The organism is Enterobacter sp. CPE_E890 (genome assembly GCF_046521475.1).
Classification (GTDB): domain Bacteria; phylum Pseudomonadota; class Gammaproteobacteria; order Enterobacterales; family Enterobacteriaceae; genus Enterobacter; species Enterobacter adelaidei.
The window spans coordinates 3857058-3876687 of sequence record NZ_JBKFZW010000001.1; the positions used below are offsets into that span (position 1 = coordinate 3857058).

Annotated in this window: 19 protein-coding genes; 9 read left to right on the forward strand and 10 right to left on the reverse strand. The window is 57.3% G+C overall.

The features are described from left to right. The first annotated feature begins 66 nt into the window (after window positions 1-66). The 6 genes from ACLHV9_RS19080 to nudI all read left to right on the forward strand — a co-directional run bounded on the left by ACLHV9_RS19080 (window position 67) and on the right by nudI (window position 6221). Complete coding sequence (locus tag ACLHV9_RS19080; protein ID WP_049006077.1) at window positions 67-1470, forward strand: TolC family outer membrane protein; 1404 nt, start codon at window positions 67-69, stop codon at window positions 1468-1470. Continuing rightward, complete coding sequence (locus ACLHV9_RS19085; protein WP_407220979.1) at window positions 1467-3659, forward strand: type I secretion system permease/ATPase; 2193 nt, start codon at window positions 1467-1469, stop codon at window positions 3657-3659. The genes ACLHV9_RS19080 and ACLHV9_RS19085 overlap by 4 nt, the downstream gene beginning before the upstream one ends. A 10-nt stretch (window positions 3660-3669) precedes the next feature. Further along, window positions 3670-4839, forward strand: coding sequence for an HlyD family efflux transporter periplasmic adaptor subunit (locus tag ACLHV9_RS19090; RefSeq protein ID WP_108091060.1), 1170 nt, complete (start codon window positions 3670-3672; stop codon window positions 4837-4839). Between the two features lie 253 nt (window positions 4840-5092). Continuing rightward, a complete protein-coding gene (locus ACLHV9_RS19095; RefSeq protein WP_028016772.1) occupies window positions 5093-5392 on the forward strand; it encodes a type II toxin-antitoxin system RelE/ParE family toxin in 300 nt (99 codons plus the stop codon). A gap of 10 nt (window positions 5393-5402) precedes the next feature. Then, window positions 5403-5750, forward strand: a complete 348-nt coding sequence (locus tag ACLHV9_RS19100; protein ID WP_407220980.1) for a HigA family addiction module antitoxin — start codon at window positions 5403-5405, stop codon at window positions 5748-5750. Window positions 5751-5795: 45 nt separating this feature from the next. After that, on the forward strand, window positions 5796-6221 hold the full coding sequence (gene nudI / locus ACLHV9_RS19105; protein ID WP_407220981.1) for a nucleoside triphosphatase NudI: 426 nt from the start codon (window positions 5796-5798) through the stop codon (window positions 6219-6221). Between the two features lie 2 nt (window positions 6222-6223). On the opposite strand, the gene ACLHV9_RS19110 is transcribed toward nudI, so the two are convergent. From ACLHV9_RS19110 to ACLHV9_RS19120, 3 genes are all read right to left on the reverse strand, one after another. Then, a complete protein-coding gene (locus tag ACLHV9_RS19110) occupies window positions 6224-6733 on the reverse strand; it encodes a DUF6622 family protein (protein WP_407220982.1) in 510 nt (169 codons plus the stop codon). A gap of 85 nt (window positions 6734-6818) precedes the next feature. After that, window positions 6819-8000, reverse strand: a complete 1182-nt coding sequence (locus tag ACLHV9_RS19115; protein WP_407220983.1) for a PLP-dependent aminotransferase family protein — start codon at window positions 7998-8000, stop codon at window positions 6819-6821. Between the two features lie 20 nt (window positions 8001-8020). Next, window positions 8021-8908 (reverse strand): LysR family transcriptional regulator, encoded by an 888-nt coding sequence (locus ACLHV9_RS19120; protein ID WP_049008722.1) that lies wholly within the window; start codon window positions 8906-8908, stop codon window positions 8021-8023. Between the two features lie 98 nt (window positions 8909-9006). On the opposite strand from ACLHV9_RS19120, the gene ACLHV9_RS19125 reads away from it, so the two are divergent. Further along, entirely contained in the window at window positions 9007-9609 is a 603-nt protein-coding gene (locus tag ACLHV9_RS19125) for a short chain dehydrogenase (protein ID WP_049008726.1), read from the forward strand. Here ACLHV9_RS19125 and ACLHV9_RS19130 read toward each other — a convergent pair. From ACLHV9_RS19130 to ACLHV9_RS19160, 7 genes are all read right to left on the reverse strand, one after another. Further along, window positions 9603-10337 (reverse strand): class I SAM-dependent methyltransferase, encoded by a 735-nt coding sequence (locus tag ACLHV9_RS19130; RefSeq protein ID WP_407220984.1) that lies wholly within the window; start codon window positions 10335-10337, stop codon window positions 9603-9605. The genes ACLHV9_RS19125 and ACLHV9_RS19130 overlap by 7 nt on opposite strands. A gap of 126 nt (window positions 10338-10463) precedes the next feature. Then, window positions 10464-11843: an amidohydrolase family protein gene (locus tag ACLHV9_RS19135; RefSeq protein ID WP_407220985.1), complete on the reverse strand. Its 1380-nt coding sequence runs from the start codon at window positions 11841-11843 to the stop codon at window positions 10464-10466. 1 nt (window position 11844) lies between these two features. Further along, window positions 11845-12801, reverse strand: coding sequence for a carbamate kinase family protein (locus ACLHV9_RS19140; RefSeq protein WP_407220986.1), 957 nt, complete (start codon window positions 12799-12801; stop codon window positions 11845-11847). Next, window positions 12798-14348: a hypothetical protein gene (locus tag ACLHV9_RS19145; RefSeq protein ID WP_028016782.1), complete on the reverse strand. Its 1551-nt coding sequence runs from the start codon at window positions 14346-14348 to the stop codon at window positions 12798-12800. Before ACLHV9_RS19145 ends, ACLHV9_RS19140 begins: the two co-directional genes overlap by 4 nt. A gap of 11 nt (window positions 14349-14359) precedes the next feature. Then, window positions 14360-15775 (reverse strand): DUF1116 domain-containing protein, encoded by a 1416-nt coding sequence (locus ACLHV9_RS19150; protein WP_176691089.1) that lies wholly within the window; start codon window positions 15773-15775, stop codon window positions 14360-14362. Then, the gene (gene fdrA, locus ACLHV9_RS19155; RefSeq protein ID WP_407220987.1) at window positions 15775-17316 is read right to left on the reverse strand and encodes an acyl-CoA synthetase FdrA; all 1542 of its coding nucleotides are present in this window, start codon (window positions 17314-17316) and stop codon (window positions 15775-15777) included. Before fdrA ends, ACLHV9_RS19150 begins: the two co-directional genes overlap by 1 nt. A gap of 106 nt (window positions 17317-17422) precedes the next feature. After that, window positions 17423-18028: an ankyrin repeat domain-containing protein gene (locus ACLHV9_RS19160; protein WP_028016785.1), complete on the reverse strand. Its 606-nt coding sequence runs from the start codon at window positions 18026-18028 to the stop codon at window positions 17423-17425. A 321-nt stretch (window positions 18029-18349) separates the two neighbouring features. Here ACLHV9_RS19160 and ACLHV9_RS19165 point away from each other — a divergent pair, with 321 nt between their 5' ends. Both ACLHV9_RS19165 and ACLHV9_RS19170 read left to right on the forward strand, forming a co-directional pair. Then, entirely contained in the window at window positions 18350-19288 is a 939-nt protein-coding gene (locus ACLHV9_RS19165) for a LysR substrate-binding domain-containing protein (RefSeq protein WP_114978685.1), read from the forward strand. Window positions 19289-19325: 37 nt separating this feature from the next. After that, window positions 19326-19625, forward strand: coding sequence for an ArsR/SmtB family transcription factor (locus ACLHV9_RS19170; protein WP_108091004.1), 300 nt, complete (start codon window positions 19326-19328; stop codon window positions 19623-19625). Window positions 19626-19630 lie beyond the last annotated feature (5 nt).

Genomic DNA, 19630 nt, shown 5'->3' on the forward strand with positions numbered 1-19630 from the left:
GATGACCCGGGCGCACAGCGCCCGGGCATAAATAATAAAGCTGTACATATTTATTAGGGACATGACATGGGAATGAAGATGCCTTACTGGTGGCTCTCGTGCTGCCTGATATCTGTGCCCGCTCTCAGCGCGAACCCGGCGGCGACAATCAATACCGGACAACTCCGCGAAACGCAGGAACTCCCCTCACTCAATGGTCGCGTGGCCCCTGTGGCCGGTAAAGCCGCGCCCGGCTCATTGCAGCTTGGCGAAGCCGTCAACCGTGCCGTCACCTGGCACCCGGCCATCAGCGAGGCCGTGGGAAAACTCTACCAGCAGAGCGAAGAGGTGGACGTTGCTAAATCAAAATACTATCCGCAGATAAATGCCGGCGTGGACAACGGTTATTCCCATGACGGCGACCAGAACGGCTTTACGCCGTCGATGGTGCTCTCCCTCTCACAAATGCTTTACGATTTTGGCAAGGTAGCAAGTCAGGTGCGCGCCGAGAGCGCTGGCGTGGCCCAGCAGCAGGCCAACGTGCTGGTCAGCATCGACACCATCGCCCACGATACCGCTGTCGCCATGGTGCAGGTACAAACCTGGCAGCAGATGGTTGAGACCGCGAAAGAGCAGCTTGAGGCTCTCTCCTCCATTGGCACACTGACCCGCCAGCGTAACGACGAAGGGGCCACGTCGCTTTCTGACGTCGTACAGACCGATGCGCGTATTGAAGGCGCTCGCGCCCAGTTGATGCAGTACCAGGCCAGCCTCGACAGCGCCCGCGCCACGCTGATGAGTTTTCTCGGCTGGAACAGCCTGAACGATATCAGCAATGATTTTCCGCAAAAGCTGGGGCGGAGCTGCGATATCGCCGAGCCGGACGACCGTCTGGTTCCCGCAGTACTCGCAGCCTGGGCACAGGCTAACGTCGCCCAGGCAAACCTTGACTACGCCGACGCGCAAATGACGCCGACTGTCTCGCTGGAGCCAGAAGTGCGCCATTATATGAACGATCGCTATGCGGGGAGCGAAACGCGGGATCGTACCCAATATTCCGCGTGGGTGAAGGTGCAGATGCCGCTCTATCAGGGCGGCGGCCTCACCGCCCGGCGTAACGCTGCCGGACACGCGGTGGAAGCGGCGCAGTCCACCATTCAGCGCACGCGTCTTGACGTCCGCCAGAAACTGCTGGAAGCCCGCAGCCAGGTGATGAGCCTGCAAAGCACGCTGCAAATCCAGGGCCGCCAGGAAGCCCTCAGCGCCCGCACCCGCGAGCTGTACCAGCAGCAATATCTCGATCTCGGCTCACGCCCGCTGCTTGACGTACTCAACGCCGAGCAGGAGGTCTATCAGGCGCGGTTCACCCAGCAGCAGACTCTTGGCCAGCTGCACCAGCTGCAGCTCAACTGCCTCTATAACACCGGGCAATTGCGTCACGCGTTCGATCTTGATAACCGCACCATCCAGACCGTGGAGATCCAGCCATGAAGCAACGCGAAATCCCGCAGGGTGAAACGATGACGGATGAGGCGCTGGCCCAGTGGGCACAGGCCTTTGGTTTTGTCGCCACGCGCTACCGCGTCGCCTGCTCTCCTGGCGCACTGCTGGCGGGTGCGCCGTGGCTGAAAGGCAAACCGATGGTGCCCGCCCTCACCCAACTGGCACGAGATGCGGGGCTATCGTTTCAGTTGCTTACCGGCGGCCAGGAGGCTATCAACAGTTGGCGTCTGCCGGTGGTGGTGGCGATGAATGACGGCAGGATCGGCGTGATCGAGCATTTCAACGGCGAAGATACCCTGGAGGTCAGCTTTTTCGACGACGAGACCTACACCAACCGGCTGTCGATGACGGCGATGTTGCCCGCTATCCTCCACGTCATTGCCCTGCGTCCACTCGCCGCGCTGAAGGACAGCCGCGTGGACGCGTATATCTCAAAATACCGTCCGGACTGGCTTTACCGGCTGGTGATGCGCGACTTGCGCCCCTACAGCTGGGTGATGCTGGCCGCGCTGTTTATCAACGTGCTGTCGCTTTCCGGGATCGTCTTTTCCATGCAGGTCTACGACCGGGTGATCCCCGCCCAGTCCTACCCGACGCTTTACGTCCTGACGATTGGGGTGTTGATCGCCACGCTGTTTGGCTTTGTGCTGCGCGTGGCGCGCGGACACATTATGGATCTGCTGGGCAAGCGCTCGGATATGCGCGTTTCGGATCGCGTATTCGGCCACGCCCTGCGCCTGCGCAACAGCGCGATCCCCCGCTCCACCGGCAGTTTTATCTCTCAGCTGCGCGAGCTGGAGCAGATCCGCGAGATGGTGACCTCCTCCACCATTTCCACGATTGTCGACCTGCCGTTCTTCCTACTGTTTGTGGTGGTGCTGGCGATCATCGCCCCGCAGCTGGCGTGGATCGCGCCGGTGGCGGCGGTGATCATGGTTCTGCCCGGCCTCCTGCTGCAGAAGAAGCTGGCGGAGCTGGCGAAACAGTCGGCCCATGAATCGACCCTGCGCAATGCCGTGCTGGTAGAGAGCGTGCAGGGGCTGGAGGACATCAAGCTGATGCAGGCGGAAAACCGTTTTTTGCAGCAGTGGAACAGTTATATCCAGATCACTGCGGAATCCGGCCTGCGCACCCGGGAACTGACGCAGAACCTGATCAGTTGGGGGATGACGATTCAGAGCCTGGTCTACGCTGGCGTGATTGTGGTCGGTGCGCCGATGGTGATCGACGGCACCCTGACCACCGGTTCGGTGGTTGCCGCGTCGATGCTGGCCTCCCGCATGATCGCCCCGATGGCGACGTTGTGCGGCGTGCTGGCCCGCTGGCAGCAGGTTAAAGCGGCAAAAGAGGGGCTGGACAGCATCATGCAGCTTCCCACCGAAAATCAGCGCGAAGAGACGCCGATCCGCCAGGACGTGTTGCGCGGTCACTATCTCTTCGAGCAGGCGCAGTTCCGCTATCAGCCGGACGATCCGCGCATGGCGCTGCGCATTAACCGGCTGGAGATCCGCCCGGGTGAGAAAGTGGCGATCCTCGGGCGCAACGGCGCGGGCAAATCGACCCTGCTGCAGGCCATGGCGGGGGGGATGGATCTGGCGGCCGGCGAGCTGCGGCTTGATAACTTCAGCCTGCCGCATCTCGACGTCGCTGACGTCCGGCGCAACGTCGGCTTTATGACCCAGAACGCGCGGTTGTTTTACGGCACCCTGCGCGAAAACATCACCCTCGGCATGCCGCGCGCCACCGACGAAGAGATTTTCGAGGCGCTGGAGCTGACCGGCGCGGCCGGCTTCGTGCAGAAGCTGCCCAAGGGGCTGGACTACCCGATCATGGAAAACGGCGTGGGATTATCTGGCGGACAACGCCAGTCGATTCTGCTGGCGCGGATGCTCCTGCGCGATCCGAATATTGTGCTGATGGATGAACCCACCGCGTCGCTGGACGAGCACACCGAGCGGGAATTTATCCAGCGTCTGGGGGACTGGCTCGGGCACCGCACCCTGATTGTCGCCACGCACCGCGTACCGGTGCTGGAACTGGTAGAGCGGGTGGTGGTGCTCAAAGAGGGAATGCTGGTGATGGACGCGCCAAAAGCACAGGCGCTGAGCAACAGCCGCATGCAGCAGCAGCAGGCAGCAACCGGACGGGAGTGGAAAAATGAAAATCAGTCAGCGTGACGTCGCCGCAATGGACGATCTGGATAACGCCCTCGACTCCGAAAGCGGCTACACCGGTGCGCGACGGATCGTGATCTTCTCGCTGCTGATGTTTGTGGTGCTGGGCGTCTGGGCGTGGTTTGGCGTGCTGGATGAGGTGTCAACCGGCTCGGGTAAAGTGATCCCCAGCTCGCGCGAGCAGGTATTGCAGTCGCTTGACGGCGGGATACTCACCGAACTGAACGTCCACGAAGGGGATCAGGTGCAGGCCGGGCAGGTGCTGGCGCGGCTTGATCCGACGCGTTCCGAATCGAACGTCGGCGAAAGCGCGGCGCGCTACCGCGCTTCACTGGCCTCCAGCGCGCGCCTGTACGCCGAAGTGAACGATCTCCCGCTGAAGTTTCCCCCTTCGCTGGCAAAATGGCCGGATCTTATTGCCGATGAAACACGACTTTACAACTCCCGCCGCGCACAACTGGATGACACCCAGCGAGAGCTGCGCGCCGCGTTAGACCTGGCGAATAAAGAGCTGGCGATCACCCAACGTCTGGTGAAAACCGGCGCTGCCAGCCACGTAGAGGTGCTACGGTTGCAGCGGCAAAAAAGTGACCTGGAGCTGAAGCTCACCGATGTGCGCTCCCAGTATTACGTTCAGGCCCGCGAGGCGTTATCCAAAGCCAACGCGGAGGTGGATATGGTCTCCGCCATTCTTAAAGGCCGCCAGGACTCCGTCACCCGTCTGACCGTAAAATCCCCGGTGCGCGGGATCGTGAAAAACATCAAGGTCACCACCATCGGCGGCGTGATCCCGCCCAACGGCGAGCTGATGGAGATTGTGCCGGTGGACGATCATCTGCTGATTGAAACCCGCCTCTCGCCCCGCGATATCGCCTTTATCCACCCGAACCAGGAGGCGCTGGTGAAGATCACCGCCTACGATTACGCCATTTACGGCGGGCTGCACGGGGTCGTGGAGACGATTTCCCCGGACACTATTCAGGACGAGGCCAAGCCGGAGGTGTTCTATTACCGGGTCTTTATCCGCACCAGCCAGGACTACCTGGTGAATAAAGCGGGCAGGCACTTTTCGATTGTGCCGGGGATGATTGCGACGGTGGACATTAAGACCGGAGAGAAAACGGTGCTGGATTATCTGATTAAGCCGTTTAACAGGGCGAAGGAGGCGCTGAGGGAGCGGTAAGCCTGGAGTGCCGGGTGGCGGCTTCGCCTTACCCGGCCTACGTTCCCGCAGGTACGCGCAAGCGCAGCACCGCCGGGCATTAAACCGCACGCCAGAAGCGGAATCCACCTCGAAGAATTTACCTTTAGTCATGCATCCCACTTCCCTTCAGCCATCACCAGGGTAATATTACCCGCAGACAAAATGCACTTGCGCACAGTGCAAGAGTGCACTACTATTCACTCAGCTTCATGGACTGGAGCTCACCAGCATTATGATTAATCATTTTCGGGATCAATGGCTTGAGGATTTTTTTCTTTACGGTAGATCGAGCAATGTTATTCCTTCAAATCTGGAGACAGCGCTTGCGAGAAAGCTCGACATCATCAACGCAGCTACTTCTCACCGGGATTTGCGATCGCCACCGGGTAATATGTATGAAGCATTGAATCCTCCTCTGAAGGGATATTCCTCAATCCGGGTAAACAGGCAATACAGGCTTGTATTTCTCTGGACAAAGGGTAAAGCAGACGATCTCTACCTCTCTCCACACAGGTACACGCAACACAAGTGAGGCATCACCTATGACACTTCAACAGGCACACCGCAAACCTACCACGCCGGGCGACGTGTTGCAGTACGAGTATCTTGAACCGCTCAATCTGAAAATCAGCGATCTGGCGGAGATGCTTAATGTACACCGCAATACCATCAGTGCGCTGGTCAATAACAATCGCAAACTTACTGCCGATATGGCGATAAAACTGGCAAAAACCTTTGATACCACTATTGAATTTTGGCTGAACCTACAGCTGAACGTCGATATCTGGGAAGCGCAATCTAACTCCCGGATGCAGGAGGAGTTAAGCCGTATAAAGACCGTTGCGGAAGTCATGGCTAAGCGAAAATCTGGCCAGCCGGATGTTGCCTGATTCGGCATAAAATTTACCTACTCAATACTTTTTCAGGAAGAAATCATGCACCAACGAACCATTGTCTGCCCCATCATCCAGAACGACGGGGCCTACCTGCTGTGCAAAATGGCCGACGATCGCGGCGTGTTCCCCGGCCAGTGGGCTCTCTCCGGTGGCGGAATGGAGCCGGGCGAAACCATGGAACAGGCATTACGCCGTGAGATCCGCGAAGAGCTGGGCGACGCACTGGAGATCGTCTCGGTCACGCCATGGGCTTTTCGCGATGACATCAGGGTGAAAACCTACCCCGATGGCACCACTGAGGAGATTTATATGATCTATCTGATCTTCGACTGCCTCAGCGCCAACCGGGAAGTCACGTTTAATGAAGAGTTTCAGGAGATCGCCTGGGTAAGTCCGGAATCGTTAAAAGAGCTTGATCTCAATGAAGCCACGCGCATTACCTTCGCGCAGAAAGGCCTGCTGTAAATTCAGACCGGAACACGGGCGACATACACGCCAACATAGCGCGCAAATTTCCCGAGAAACACACCAGCAAACACACCGCCAGAGACGATCGCCAGCGCGCTCATGGCGGGCTGCTGCATCGTCTGCGGAGAGACCGCGCTCATCACGCCCAGCACATACGTCACCCCAAACGCCAGCATCATAAACGGCAGCGCGGTGTAATCTGCCTGGCGGAAAAGGCTGCGCGGCGCATCTGCGCGGGTGATAACTGTCTGCCTGATCAGGACATATCCCAGCGCAGATCCGGCGAGGATCCCGGCAATCCACAAGGCAACGGTTCCAGGGCTCAGCGTTCGGTAGACCACCAGATCGTAAATATCCCAGATAAGAAAGATCGCCGGAATGACAGCAAGCCTCTCCAGCGTGACGGTAGTCGGCTGGCGGGCTTTAATGCCGCGGGAGATAAGGAAGATAAACAGCACCCACACCCAGACGGGCGTGTGCGTAACGACACCGATCAGAAATTCAAACATGGAGATCACCATGAAAGATAGCGGCTTTGGCCGCGCTGCAAGAATGTTACGCATAACGGCGGAGACGCCATTATGCGCAGGTCTTTTACAGCGATTTTTTCAGGCGTTGAACCGCCTCTTTCAGCTCTTCATCCGTTGGCGTGACAAACGACATACGCAGCGTCGAATGGTCTGGCTCATTGCAGTAGAAAAATTCGCCCGGAACAAATACTACGCCGTTACTTAACGTTTTTTCCAGCCAGCGAGTGGTATTACTCCCATTTTTCATAGTCGCCCACAGGAACATGCCGCCCTTCGGCTTGTGGAATGACATCACATCACCCAGCTCGGCTTCCAGTTCTGTTGCGAACGTCTGGTATTTCTGGCGATAGGCTTCGCGGATCATTTTAATCTGATCGGCCAGACGACCGGTTTTCAGGTATTCGTACGTCATCAGCTGCGACAGCGTGCTGGTGTGCAGATCGGTGGTTTGCTTGAGATTCACCACCGCGCGCTTCAGCCACTCCGGTACCAGCACCCAGCCCACGCGGGTGCCTGGCGCAAGAATTTTAGAGAAGGTTGAGGTATACACCACGTTCTCTTCGTTGCCGATATCTTTGGCGTGGGCAATTAACGGACGGAAAACTTCATCGGTGTAATTAATTTCGCTGTACGGATCGTCTTCAATAATCACGAAGTCATAACGCTTCGATAATTCCACCAGCTGTTTACGACGCGGTTCAGAAAGGGTTACCCCACCCGGGTTACCAAATGTCGGCACAATATAAACCGCTTTAATGGGTTTATTGACCACCAGCGCTTCGAGCTCATCCACTTTCATTCCGTCAGCATCGGTACCCACGGATTCAAAATTCGCCTGCGCCAGGCCAAATACCTGCAGCGCGGCAAGATAGGTTGGACGCTCGACGACGACGGTATCGCCAGGGTTAATTAATGCACGCGCCAGCACGTCAAGTGATTGCTGTGAACCAGAGGTCACGACCACCTCATCCGCCTTACAGCGGATCCCACGCCCTTCACAGATGCGCTGAATTTCTTCCCGTAGCCCAGGAACACCTTCGGTCAGACCGTACTGGAAAGCTTCGCCAAAATGCTGGGATAATACGGCATCAGCGGCCATTTTTAGGCCTTCATGATCGAACAATGCAGGGTTAGGAATACCCCCGCCCAGCGAAATGACCCCTGCCATTTTGCTATGTTTTAATAATTCACGGATGGCAGATGATTGCAGGCCCTGCGCGCTGCTGGCGAGTTTATTCACAGACATTCTTTGCTTACCTTCTTTTATTATATTGTGCCCAATCTTAGCAGAATATGGGCGATAAATTCTGTTAGCTTAGGGAGCGGTCGTAAATCCTGACGCCACAACAAATGCACCGGTCTTGGCTCTGGAATGTAATCCTCCAGCACCCGCACCAGCCGACCACTTTCCAGCTCTTCCGCGACCAGCACTTCCGGTTGTAATAACAGCCCCGCCCCGGCTCTTGCGGCCATCCGCAGCCCGTAGCCGTCGTTGCATCTTAGGATGGCATCACGCTTCCAGCGCACCTCCCCTTCGACACCCGGCAGCCGCCATTCATTGCGTGCAGTCCACACGCTGTGGGACAGGCAAAGATGATCCACCAGATCGGCAGGCGTTTGTGGCGTGCCGTAGTGCGCCAGATAATCAGGCGCGGCGCAGATCACCATTCGATAAGGACAGAGGTATTTCGCGACCAGGTCGTCGTTGCGAATGTCGCCAATGCGGATGGCCAGATCGACGCCCTCCTGCACCAGATCCACCATCCGATTGGTCAGATCCAGCTCCACGCGCACTTCCGGGTAGCGTTGCAAAAAGGTGGCGGTGAGCGGTGCAATCACGCAGCCGCCAAAGGACGTGGGGGCCGTTACCCGCAGAGTGCCAGCAGGTGTTGCGCGCAGGCGCTCGACCGCGCTTTCGGCGATGGCAACCTGCTCCAGTACCCGCTTCGCCTCGTCGAAATAGACCCGTCCGGCGTCGGTCAGGCTCTGGCGTCGCGTATTACGCTCCAGAAGACGCGTACCAAGTTGAGACTCCAGCAACGCAATATACTTCCCCACCATCACCGCCGACATCTCCAGCCGTGCCGCCGCACCGGTGAAACTGCCGCTTTCAACCACGGCAATAAAGGTCTCCATGCTGCGAAGCTTATCCATATTGCAAACCTCTGGTTAGTAATCTTCTAACTTTAGCCCAGTTTATCTGCATTTTTATTTATTAAAGAATGAAGGCTCACAACATTAAGGAGTCAGCGATGAAAATTGTCATTATTGGTGCCAGCGGTACAGTCGGTCGGGCAGTGACGGAAGAGTTGAGTCGTCGTCACGAGGTTATCCGCGTAGGTCGCACGCAGGGCGACTATCAGGTGGATATCACTTCCCAGGCGAGCGTGCAGGCGCTGTTTGAGAAAATCGGCCCGGTGGATGCCATTGTCTCTGCCAGCGGGGGTTTGTACTTCGGTCCGCTCGCCACGATGAAAGACAGTGATTTCAACCAGGGCCTGCAGGATAAACTGCTCGGACAGGTGCGCCTGGCGCTGACCGGCCAGCATTACCTGAACGAAGGTGGATCAATTACGCTAATCAGCGGAATTGTGGCGCACGAGCCGATTGCGCAGGGGGTGAATGCCACCACGGTAAATGCCGCGCTGGAAGGGTTTGTTCGCGCCGCGGCCTGCGAACTGCCGCGCGGGATCCGCATCAACCTGATTAGCCCAACGGTACTCACCGAATCTGCTGAAGCCTACGACGGTTTCTTCCCGGGCTTTGAAAGCGTGCCCGCCGCGACCGTCGCCCAGGTCTATCGTCGCAGCGTAGAAGGCGTGCAGAGCGGGCGGGTGTATAAGGTGGGTTATTGACCCTTTCGGGCGGAAATGAGTACCAGCATCGGACGTTCCGCCTCTTCGGCCAGTGCAGGCCAGGCGTCAATTTGAGCCTGCGTTGGCCCCCATTCGTTGATTTCGCTCAGAGTTAATCCGGCCTTGATCAACGCGTTAAGCGTGGTGCCCAGCGTGCGGTGGTATTTGATCACCCCGTCTGCCAGCCAGTTGCTGACGCGCTGGCCTTCGTCCTGATAATGGTTCACACCCCAGAACCGCTCTCCGTTATCGTCGGTCAGCCAGCCCTGACGCGTAGCGCAGGTGTAAATCGGGTGTTCCATCGAAAAGACCAGGCTGCCGCCGGGTTTGAGCGCGCGCTGAACGTTGGCGAATAGCGTGTCCAGTTCCGGCAGGTAGTGTAGTGCCAGCGAGCTGTAGATCAGATCGAGGCTGTTCTTGTTGAGCTTAAGAGATTCCAGATCGCTGCGTTGATAGCGAATCCCGTCATCGTGGGTCAACTCCGCCGCACGGGCGAGCATCTTTTCTGAGATATCAACGCCCACTACGTCAGACGCGCCCAGCTCACGCGCCGCGCGGCAGAACCAGCCGTATCCGCAGCCGAGATCAATAACCGATTTACCGGTTAACTCCGGCAGCATGCTTTTTAACACAGGCCACTCCGGCGCGCCGTCCAGCCCCTGCACCGAGCGCGGAAGCTGGGCGTAGCCTTCGAAAAACGTCGGGTTGTCGTAGATGTTGTGTGCCATGGCAGATCCCTCTTTAAGAATGTGACTCCCAGTATAAAACATTGCCGGGTGGCGCTGCGCTTACCCGGCCTACGATTTGAGGGTTTCAGTAGGCCGGGTAAGGCGAAGCCGCCACCCGGCACCACATTAGCCCACCGAGCCCCAAACGAGGTTGCCATTATGGAACGTCGCGGTGCGCGGGGAGATGCGCGCCACGGCCTCGGCGGAGCAGGAAGCGTCTACCAGCACAAAGCTGGCGTCGTCCTGCGCTTTCGGCCACACGCGCTCGCCTTTGTCGTTCAGCGGCAGCACGTCGCCGGTGGCGATACCGAGCGCGCGGGAGAGCGTCTGCTCGTTTGGTCGAATATAAAGCTGAGCGTACAGGTTGGCTTTTTCCAGCATGTCCCCCAGGCCATACGGAGACCAGTGGTCGATTACGCTGTCGGTACCCGTCATCACAAACACGCCTTTATCCCGCAACTGCTTTAGCGGCATATGTAGAGTGCCAATCGGCACGGTAGAGGCGATAGTTACCTGCTGTGCTGCCATGCGGGTGGCGATCTCATCCACCTGCTGTTCATTGAGCGTAGCCAGCGCGAAAGCATGGCTGATGGTCAGTTTGCCCTTCAGCTCTGGCGTTTTCTCCACGGTTTCCACCATGTAATTCACCGCTGCCACACCCGCCGGGCTGGTTTCGTGCAGGTGAATGTCCACTCCTTTGTCGTAGTCCAGCGCAATCTGGAACATGGTGTCGAGGGATTTCTCCATCGCGCCATCCACGTTGGTGGGATCGAGTCCACCCACGTAGTGCGCGCCGGCCTGCATCGCCTCACGCATCAGTTTTTCAGAGTTCGATAGCAGCAGGCCGTGCTGCGGGAAGGCGACGATTTCGCAGTCGAAACCGGGCTTACGACGCGCCAGTACCGCCTGTAAATTTTCCAGGTTTTTCAGGCCGGAAACCGGCTCAATATTGCAGTGGCTGCGGGCGATGGTGGACCCTTTGGACTGGATCAGGTCGATCAGCTTTTCCGCCCGCTCCTGCGTATAGGGCTGTAATTCCGGCAGCAGCTTCTGCTCCAGGCGGATCATGTCCTGAATGGTGGTGCCCGCCGGGCGGTTCAGGGAGCGCCACGGGCCGCCATAGAAGGTTTTATCGAGATGGATGTGCATGTCGCGCATCGCCGGCAGCATCAGTTTACTGCCCGCATCGTAGTGCGGCAGCGTGGCATCAGCGTGGCTTTTGTTATCGCGCAGGGCGACGATCTTCCCGTCTTTAATCTCCAGCGTTTTCAGCTCGGTGCGGGTGCTGGTCGCCACGCCGCCGTCGAAATTGAACCCGGCTTCCAGCAGGACGTTATCCAGATAATAGTGTTTTGCGGTGATGCTCATCGGTTTGCCCGTCTCGCAGGTTGGCTTCGCAGTATCCGCAGCATACGCGACAGATCCGGTCGCACCAAACAGTGCGCAGGCGGTGACCATTTTGCCGCTCTGGCTGATAAACTCGCGTCGGCTTTTGTTTTCACTCATCTTATCTTCCTTCATTAACAATATGGGTGCCGGTTTCACCGCGCAGCGCCGCAGGCAGGCTGTCCGGCGAGGTGATGATCACCCGCTTGCCGCCGTGGTTTAAAAATTCCAGCGAGGCGATGATTTTGGGCAGCATGCTGCCCGCCGGGAAATGGCCTTCATCCATATACCGCGACATCTGCGCCATGTTGACGGTGTCCAGCGCCTGCTGATTTGGCTTGCCGAAGTTGATACACACTTTTTCCACGCCGGTGGTGATCGCCAGCACATCAGCGTGGATCTCACGTGCCAGCAATGCGGTGGAGAGATCCTTATCAATCACCGCATCGACGCTCTGGTAATCACCTTCAGGTGTGCGAACCACCGGAATACCGCCGCCGCCCGCGCCAATCACCACAAAACCTTTCTGCGTCAGCGTCTTGATGGCATCGGCTTCGACAATCCGCAACGGCTGTGGAGACGCCACTACGCGGCGATAACCCCGGCCAGAGTCCTCAACAAAATGCCAGTCCGGGTGGGCGAGTTGCAGCTCATCGCGCTGCACTTCACTAAAGAACGCGCCGATGGGTTTAGTGGGATGGGTGAAGCCCGGATCATTTTTATCCACCTCCACCTGAGTAACGACCGTGACCGCTTTTTGCTCCCCGCGTGCGGCAAGGCGGTTATTTAACGCCTGCTGGATCAGGTAACCAATACCGCCCTGCGTATCTGCCACACAGTTCGCCAGCGGAGTCAGCGGCAGCCCTTCCCGCTCGTGGGCGATTTCGGCGCGGCGCAGATCCAGCCCTACCTGGGGGCCGTTTCCGTGCGTGAGCACAATGTCGTAGTCGGATGCCAGCATCTCCAGCACCGACTCTGCCACCGCTTTGACCGCCAGCGCCTGGTGTTCAATCGACTGGCTGGCGTTATCTTTGATAATGCTGTTGCCGCCGATGGCGACGACCATAAGCTCTTTCATACGTGTTCCTTCGCAACAGTAATTTCAGCGCTCGCCGCTTCCCGGCTATCAAGGAAATGTTTCACCACAAACATGCCGCCCATCATCAGATACGCCGTGACAAACATCAGCGAACTGCCTTCGGCAAAGCCCACCACCGGGGCGTGGATCACCCCAAACAGCGCCAGCAACGCACCGACAGCCGCCGCAACGGCACCGCGCAGCGGTTTATTGATGATGGCGAAGATGGCGATACAACCCCACAGCATGCTGGCAAGCGGTGCGCCATTCCCCAGATGCACCAGCCCTTCGTAGTAGATGCCTTTGCTGTGCAGCACATCGGTACCGATTTTCGCCGCACTGGTGCCCGCCGCCCCCATCACGCTGTTCATCATGGTCAGCGCCCAGTTGGCGATCCACGGGAACAGACAGATGAAGATCACGGGCACTTCCACTTTGGGGGTTTCTCTCACCACCTGGTTGGCGGTCACCACGCCGATAAACACCAGAATCGGCACGATGGCGGTCATCGGAATGATGGCGAGCATAAACGCCCCCAGCCCGAACAGCGGCACGATGAACATGGTCACACCCGACGCCAGCGTATAGCCAATGCTGGCTCCCATCGCTTTCCAGCCCGCATGGCCAACATAGACCGTCACCGGGAACGGGTTACCCATCAGGCAGCCAAGCATTGATGCCAGACCATTTGCCAGCATCACTTTGCGGGTTGGGTATTCATCCCCTGCTGCGTGAGCACTCTCAATGTTTTCCAGGTCAAAGATGTAGTTTGCCAGCCCCAGAGGAACCGCCGAGGCAAGGTACGGCAGCGCGTGCGGCAGGCCCTGCATAAAGCCTTCGATATGCACGGACGGCGGGTTAAAGCCGAACGATGACATCGACGCCTTGATCGCTTCCGGGCTTTGCAGGCCAGAGATCCACGCCAGGGCCGTACCGGCAACCAACAGCAACAGCCCTGTCGGGATGCGGGCGAAGATCGGCTTTTTGCCAAACCAGTTGATGAAGATCAGCAGCAGCACGATGAATGACACCGTTGGCGCCTCAAACGCCTGCAGCATCGGGTTCATCGCCAGCAGCAGCAACCCTAAACCAGACAGGCACGACAGCAGCACGGTACGCGGGATCATCTTGCGGATGGTTTCTCCTAAAAATGAACCACCCGCCAGGATCATCGCTTCCACGAAGCACCACACCAGACCGATCTGGATGGCAAATTCCGCATCACCGGTCTGCTGATAAACCGGCATTAATACCAGGAAGGTCACGGTAAAAATCGACGGCGCGCTCGGGCCGGACGGCAGCGCAGTGACGTCAGTACGCCCGGTCTGGCGTGCCATCTGCAGGCCAAACCACGCATAGCAGACGCTCGCTACCAGTACCGCCAGCCCGAAGGCTGGCGCGATGCGTCCATAAACAATCTCCTTCGGGATGCCGACGACAAAAATGAGCAACCCCATCATGGTCAGCAAATTGGTCAGGTTGTTGGTCATGAGCCCGAAATAGGCCGCCCAGTCACCTCTTTTCCACTCCAGTTTCATGTTTTTCATGGATGCATGCCTTATAAAAAGTAGCGATCGCGGAAGGTCAACAGCGCCTTTTCAAAACAGCTAAACGGCGGGTGAACAATGCCCGCCCCAATCATGCCGATTCCGGCGTCCTTGTGGGCAATCGCGGTGTTGATCACCGGCAGAATGCCGCTGCCCGCCACTCTGGTGATGTCGATGGCAGTAGGAATGCCCATAAACGACAGCAGCGGAATGGTGACATTCGGGTTTTCACCAAGGGTGATTTCGCGCATCTGGCGAGAGAAGTCGATGGCTTCCTCGACCGTACCGCCCACCAGCGCCACAATCGCCGGGGCGGTTGCCATCGCAAAGCCGCCAATGCCGTAGGTTTCGGTGATGGCGCTGTCGCCGATATCCAGCCCGGAGTCTTCCGGTTTGTAGCCCGCGAACATCGGGCCAATGACCTGCTGCGCCGGGCCGGTAAACCATTGTCCGGGCAGGCCGGAAATACGCAGGCCGAATTCATAGCCGTTACGCGCCATGGTGGTCACTACGGTGCTGTATTCAATGCCGTGAGCGGCGTCCAGCGCGGCTTTACACATCGCCATCCACGTCGGGCCGGAGAAGTAGTCGCTGCTGGCAACAAACTCAAAGACCTCGCGCTGCTGCTCTACCGGGTAGCCCGCCTGAATCAACCCCGGCGTCAGCGCCTGGATCAGCAGCGTGGTGCCCGCGTTGTTGCGGTTGTGGCACTCGTCGCCCATGTGCAGTGCCTGCGCCAGCATTAAGCGCAGATCGATTTCACCGATGATGTTCATGGCGTCGCGCAGCATCGGGCCGAGCACGTCGCGCATCCAGTTCAGGCGGTCAATCACGCTCTGATCATTCGCGCCCATACGCAGAATTTTCGCCATCTGCTCGCTTAAGTTGGTGAACGCGCGGTTACCGTAGGTTTTGTTTTCGACGATGTGCATAAACATTGAGGCAGAAGTGACGCCCGCCATGGAGCCTACACAGTCGTGTTCGTGGCACGGCGAGAAGGTGATTTCTCCGGAAGCCGCCACGCGTTCGGCGTCGCGGATATCTTTTGCCAACCCTTCAAACACCAGCGCGCCGGTAACAGCACCTTTCATCGCGCCACACATGTTTTCCCACGTCACCGGTGGACCAGCATGCAAAATAGTGGTGCGGGTCATGCCTGGCACGACGTTGATCGCCTGGTCGTAACCCACCAGCACCGGATGAGACTGAATAATGCGCTCGAGGGCGAGGGTGTTGGCCGTGGCAATTTTTTCCGCCAGTGGTTTACTCGCCAGCTGGTCCAGCGCTTCCACCACCTGCATATTGCCCTGCCCCGGCGGTGTCCAGTCGAGTTGGGTGACGGGCACGTGCTGTTTTTTGAGGTCGTCACTGAACATCGCAATACCAACGTTAATCACGTTCAGCGGCTGGTTAAATAAAGTCGTCATTATGCTTTCTCCCCTTTGCAGACAAATTCACGCGCCAGTAATCCGGTATTGGTGCTGCTGCTGGCCCAAATCACACCAGCATCGGTCAGAAGCTGGCACTGCTGCACCAGCGACTGTGGATCCTGGTCAGTGCCCAGCACGTAGCCCAGAATTTCCAGCGGTCGGTTGTCAGCTTTCGCAATTGCATGCGCCTCGTTAATGGCGTCGAGCATCACCCCTACCGGATCGTCGTGTGCGCCAAAGCCCAGCACGAAGTCCATAACGATCACCCCCACCTCCGGATCGCGCGCTTCCTGCAACAGGCGGCTGATGCGGTTAGTCGGGTCGATCATCGGGTGCGGTTTGCCGTTGGTGAAGTCGTCGTCACCAAAGTCGAGGAAGGTATGGGCTTTACTGACGTTGATGTCGCTCAGGCGTTTTGTTGGATCCGGCTGAATGTTGCTGTAGACGTTGTCGAATTTCTCCAGCGCGGCAAACATGGCTTCATCGCACAGCGTGCCGCCGCAGAACAGGCCGCGAATGTACTTCTGCTGTGGAGTCAGCCGGGTGCGCACCTCTTCGATCAGCGGCCAGTTGAGCGGATGCAGATCAAGCGACTCTTTTTTGATGCCGGTGAGCAGGACAGCTTTCAGGGCGGCTTCTTTAGTGCCACGGGCAAACTGCAGCCCGTCTTCATCGGCAGGTGGTTCATTGCGGCCCAGGAAACAGACAACCACAGGCTTACGGCAGGCTCGCGCGCGGGCCAACACCTTTTCAGCGACCGCTGGTGCAGGCGGTTTGGAGATAAGTGCAATCACCTGCGTGGCGTCGTCCGCCTCCAGCATCTCAATGGCGTCGAGCATCATCAGGCCGCCGATTTTCTCGCTGAGATCGCGCCCTCCGGTGCCAATCAACTGTGACACGCCGCCGCCGAATTCGTGAATGCGCACGCTCAGCTCCTGGCTGCCGGTACCGGAAGCGCCGACAATACCAATCGGTCCGCGGCGCACCGCGTTGGCAAAGCACAGCCCCGCGCCGTTGATAATGGCGGTGCCGCAGTCCGGCCCCATCATCAGCAGCCCTTTCTGGTGCGCCAGTTGCTTCAACGCCAGCTCGTCGTCGAGCGATACGTTATCGGAGAAGAGCATCACGTTGAGATCGTTTTCCAGCGCCTGACGCGCTTCGCGAGCGGCGAAGGTGCCGTTGACGGAAATCACAGCAAGGTTGCTGTCCGGGCGATGGGTTTTGGCGCTGGCAATCGTCGCATAGCGCGCTTCATGGGATCCCGCGCTCTCTTTACGCGTGAACAGCGCTTCAATGGCCGCCAGCGTTTCTTCATTTGCCGCATCGCCTTTAATCACGATCATCAGGTCGCCGTTTTTGGCCTCATTTAATTCCGGCGTTAATAATCCGAGATTTTTTAAGACGCCTTTGTTCATCTCCGTTGCCATGGCCACAAAGGCCTGCTCAACGCCCGGCAATTTATTGGCTTTGGTGGAAACGGACATTAATGAAACCGAATCGAAGTAGGTATTCTTTTTTATGACGATTTTCGTTGGCATTATTTTCTCCTGAAAGAGGATAAAAGGGGGCCGCCGTCGTGCAAAATGCACGCCGGTAAAATGCTTAATGTCAGGGTTGCCAGCCGGCGAAGGCTGGCCGGATAGGTTACGCGCCCGCCGCCAGCAGCAGGTCAGCGATTGCGGTGAAGCCTTTTTCTCGCGCCAGTTCGAGCGGCGTTTTTCCGTATTTATCGGTCATGTGCGGATTCGCGCCGTGATTCAGCAGCAGCTTCACAATTTCCTGCTGCTTCGCGCCGCCGTCATTTAAAACGATGGCTTCCAGCAGCGGTGTCCAGCCAACAAAGTTGGTGTGGTTAACGTTAATATCGGTTTTCTCCAGTAATTCGCGCACTATTTCCACGTGCCCTTTTTCACTGGCGGGTGTAATACCCACGCCACCGAAACGCGTCAGACGGTCGAGATCCGGATTTGCCGGAAGGACGATGCGCAGCAGGGTTAAATCGTTCGTCAGGCAGCTAATCAGGAAGGGGTTAAAACAGGTCTGGTCTTGTTTATCAATATCCGCGCCGGCGGCAATTAATAACTCCACACAAGAATAATGCTTTTTCAGGCTGGCAATAATAACCGCGGTTCTTTTCTGACGGTTGGTGGCGTTAATATCCACGCCTTTCTCCAGGCAGGCTTTTAGCGCATCGCTATTGCCCTCTTCTGCCGCCAGCAGAAATTCAGTAACGAGTTCAGTTCCAGACATATTCAGACTCCCGATGTTTTTATTTCTGTTGACCTGAGAATAGCAACAGCCTGGTCATAAAAGAATCCGCTTAAAAATGATTCATCGACAGTCAATTCATTATTGAGTTAAATTCAACAATTCAGCCAAAACGTGCGGCCGTGCAATCTTTTCCTTATGTTTTCGCGCTTTTTAACGCGTAAGGCTGCATTCTGCTTATGCCTGACAAAGCCTTGCTATGCGCGACTTACAGCAAAAAGCCAGAACTGTGATCGGCTTCAAATGCGTTGTAACAACGCTGTTAAAATATGTTCAAAACTGATGGCTCACAGGAGCAGTGATATGAATTCTATCTTTACCGAAGAGAACCTGCTGGCCTTTACCACCGCCGCACGCTTCGGCAGTTTCAGCAAGGCCGCTACCGAGCTGGGCGTTACCACCTCGGCCATCAGTTACACCATCAAGCGGATGGAGACCGGCTTAGACGTTGTGCTGTTTGTGCGCAACACGCGCAGCATTGAGTTGACCGAGTCCGGCTTTTACTTTTATCGCAAAGCCACCGATCTGTTGAATGATTTTTATGCCATCAAACGCGGGATAGACACCATTTCTCAGGGTATTGAAGCGCGAGTACGCATCTGTATCAACCAGCTTTTATACACCCCACGCCATACCGCGCGGCTGCTGCAGGTGTTGAAAAAGCAGTTTCCCACCTGCCAGATAACCGTGACGACCGAGGTGTATAACGGCGTCTGGGACTCCATCATCAACAACCAGGCCAATATTGCCATTGGCGCGCCGGACACGCTGCTCGACGGCGGTGGCATTGATTACACCGAGATTGGCGCTATCCGCTGGGTATTCGCCATCGCGCCGGAACATCCGCTGGCCTTCGTCCCGGAACCAATAGCAGAGAGCCAGCTACGCCTGTACCCCAACATCATGGTGGAAGATACCGCCCATACCATTAACAAAAAGGTCGGCTGGTTGCTGCACGGGCAGGAGGCGATTCTGGTGCCGGATTTCAACACCAAATGTCAGTGTCAGATCCTGGGGGAAGGGATCGGGTTCTTGCCCGAATATATGGCCCGTGAGGCGGTGGAAGAAGGGTTGTTGGTCACCCGACGCATTAATAATCCACGTCAGGACTCACGCATGCTGCTCGCCACGCAGCATGCGGCGACAGGCCAGGTCACACGCTGGATCAAACAACAATTTGGCCCTGCGGGGGTGCTGACCCACATCTATAGCGATCTCTTGTGGCGCGAAGCAATAAATTAGTTTAGCATTTGCTTAATTAAGTAAACTCTAAACTATCATGACCGAACTCGAACAACTTCAGGCCAGCGCTGAGCAGGCCGCAGGACTCTTAAAAGCGATGAGCAACCCGCGTCGGCTGCTGATCCTCTGCACGCTGTGCGGTGCACCCGGCACCAGCGCGGGGGAGCTGGCTCGCGCAACGGGACTTAGCCCCTCCGCCACGTCGCAGCATCTGGCGCGTATGCGTGAAGAAGGGCTTATCGACAGCAGCCGCGAAGCGCAGCGCATTCTCTATTTCATTAAAAACGATGCCGTGTATCAGCTTATCAGTACCCTGAAAACCCTTTATTGCCCGTAAGGAGC

Excerpts from the sequence above, each read along its gene's own strand:
- nudI (WP_407220981.1), top strand. The coding sequence starts at position 5,796 with ATGCACCAACGAACCATTGTCTGCCCCATCATCCAGAACGACGGGGCC.
- ACLHV9_RS19145 (WP_028016782.1), bottom strand. The coding sequence starts at position 14,348 with ATGAAAAACATGAAACTGGAGTGGAAAAGAGGTGACTGGGCGGCCTAT.
- ACLHV9_RS19115 (WP_407220983.1), bottom strand. The coding sequence starts at position 8,000 with ATGTCTGTGAATAAACTCGCCAGCAGCGCGCAGGGCCTGCAATCATCT.
- ACLHV9_RS19080 (WP_049006077.1), top strand. The coding sequence starts at position 67 with ATGGGAATGAAGATGCCTTACTGGTGGCTCTCGTGCTGCCTGATATCT.
- ACLHV9_RS19165 (WP_114978685.1), top strand. The coding sequence starts at position 18,350 with ATGAATTCTATCTTTACCGAAGAGAACCTGCTGGCCTTTACCACCGCC.
- fdrA (WP_407220987.1), bottom strand. The coding sequence starts at position 17,316 with ATGCCAACGAAAATCGTCATAAAAAAGAATACCTACTTCGATTCGGTT.
- ACLHV9_RS19110 (WP_407220982.1), bottom strand. The coding sequence starts at position 6,733 with ATGTTTGAATTTCTGATCGGTGTCGTTACGCACACGCCCGTCTGGGTG.
- ACLHV9_RS19120 (WP_049008722.1), bottom strand. The coding sequence starts at position 8,908 with ATGGATAAGCTTCGCAGCATGGAGACCTTTATTGCCGTGGTTGAAAGC.
- ACLHV9_RS19090 (WP_108091060.1), top strand. The coding sequence starts at position 3,670 with ATGGACGATCTGGATAACGCCCTCGACTCCGAAAGCGGCTACACCGGT.
- ACLHV9_RS19085 (WP_407220979.1), top strand. The coding sequence starts at position 1,467 with ATGAAGCAACGCGAAATCCCGCAGGGTGAAACGATGACGGATGAGGCG.
- ACLHV9_RS19150 (WP_176691089.1), bottom strand. The coding sequence starts at position 15,775 with ATGACGACTTTATTTAACCAGCCGCTGAACGTGATTAACGTTGGTATT.
- ACLHV9_RS19100 (WP_407220980.1), top strand. The coding sequence starts at position 5,403 with ATGACACTTCAACAGGCACACCGCAAACCTACCACGCCGGGCGACGTG.
- ACLHV9_RS19130 (WP_407220984.1), bottom strand. The coding sequence starts at position 10,337 with ATGGCACACAACATCTACGACAACCCGACGTTTTTCGAAGGCTACGCC.
- ACLHV9_RS19135 (WP_407220985.1), bottom strand. The coding sequence starts at position 11,843 with ATGAGTGAAAACAAAAGCCGACGCGAGTTTATCAGCCAGAGCGGCAAA.
- ACLHV9_RS19170 (WP_108091004.1), top strand. The coding sequence starts at position 19,326 with ATGACCGAACTCGAACAACTTCAGGCCAGCGCTGAGCAGGCCGCAGGA.
- ACLHV9_RS19160 (WP_028016785.1), bottom strand. The coding sequence starts at position 18,028 with ATGTCTGGAACTGAACTCGTTACTGAATTTCTGCTGGCGGCAGAAGAG.
- ACLHV9_RS19095 (WP_028016772.1), top strand. The coding sequence starts at position 5,093 with ATGATTAATCATTTTCGGGATCAATGGCTTGAGGATTTTTTTCTTTAC.
- ACLHV9_RS19140 (WP_407220986.1), bottom strand. The coding sequence starts at position 12,801 with ATGAAAGAGCTTATGGTCGTCGCCATCGGCGGCAACAGCATTATCAAA.
- ACLHV9_RS19125 (WP_049008726.1), top strand. The coding sequence starts at position 9,007 with ATGAAAATTGTCATTATTGGTGCCAGCGGTACAGTCGGTCGGGCAGTG.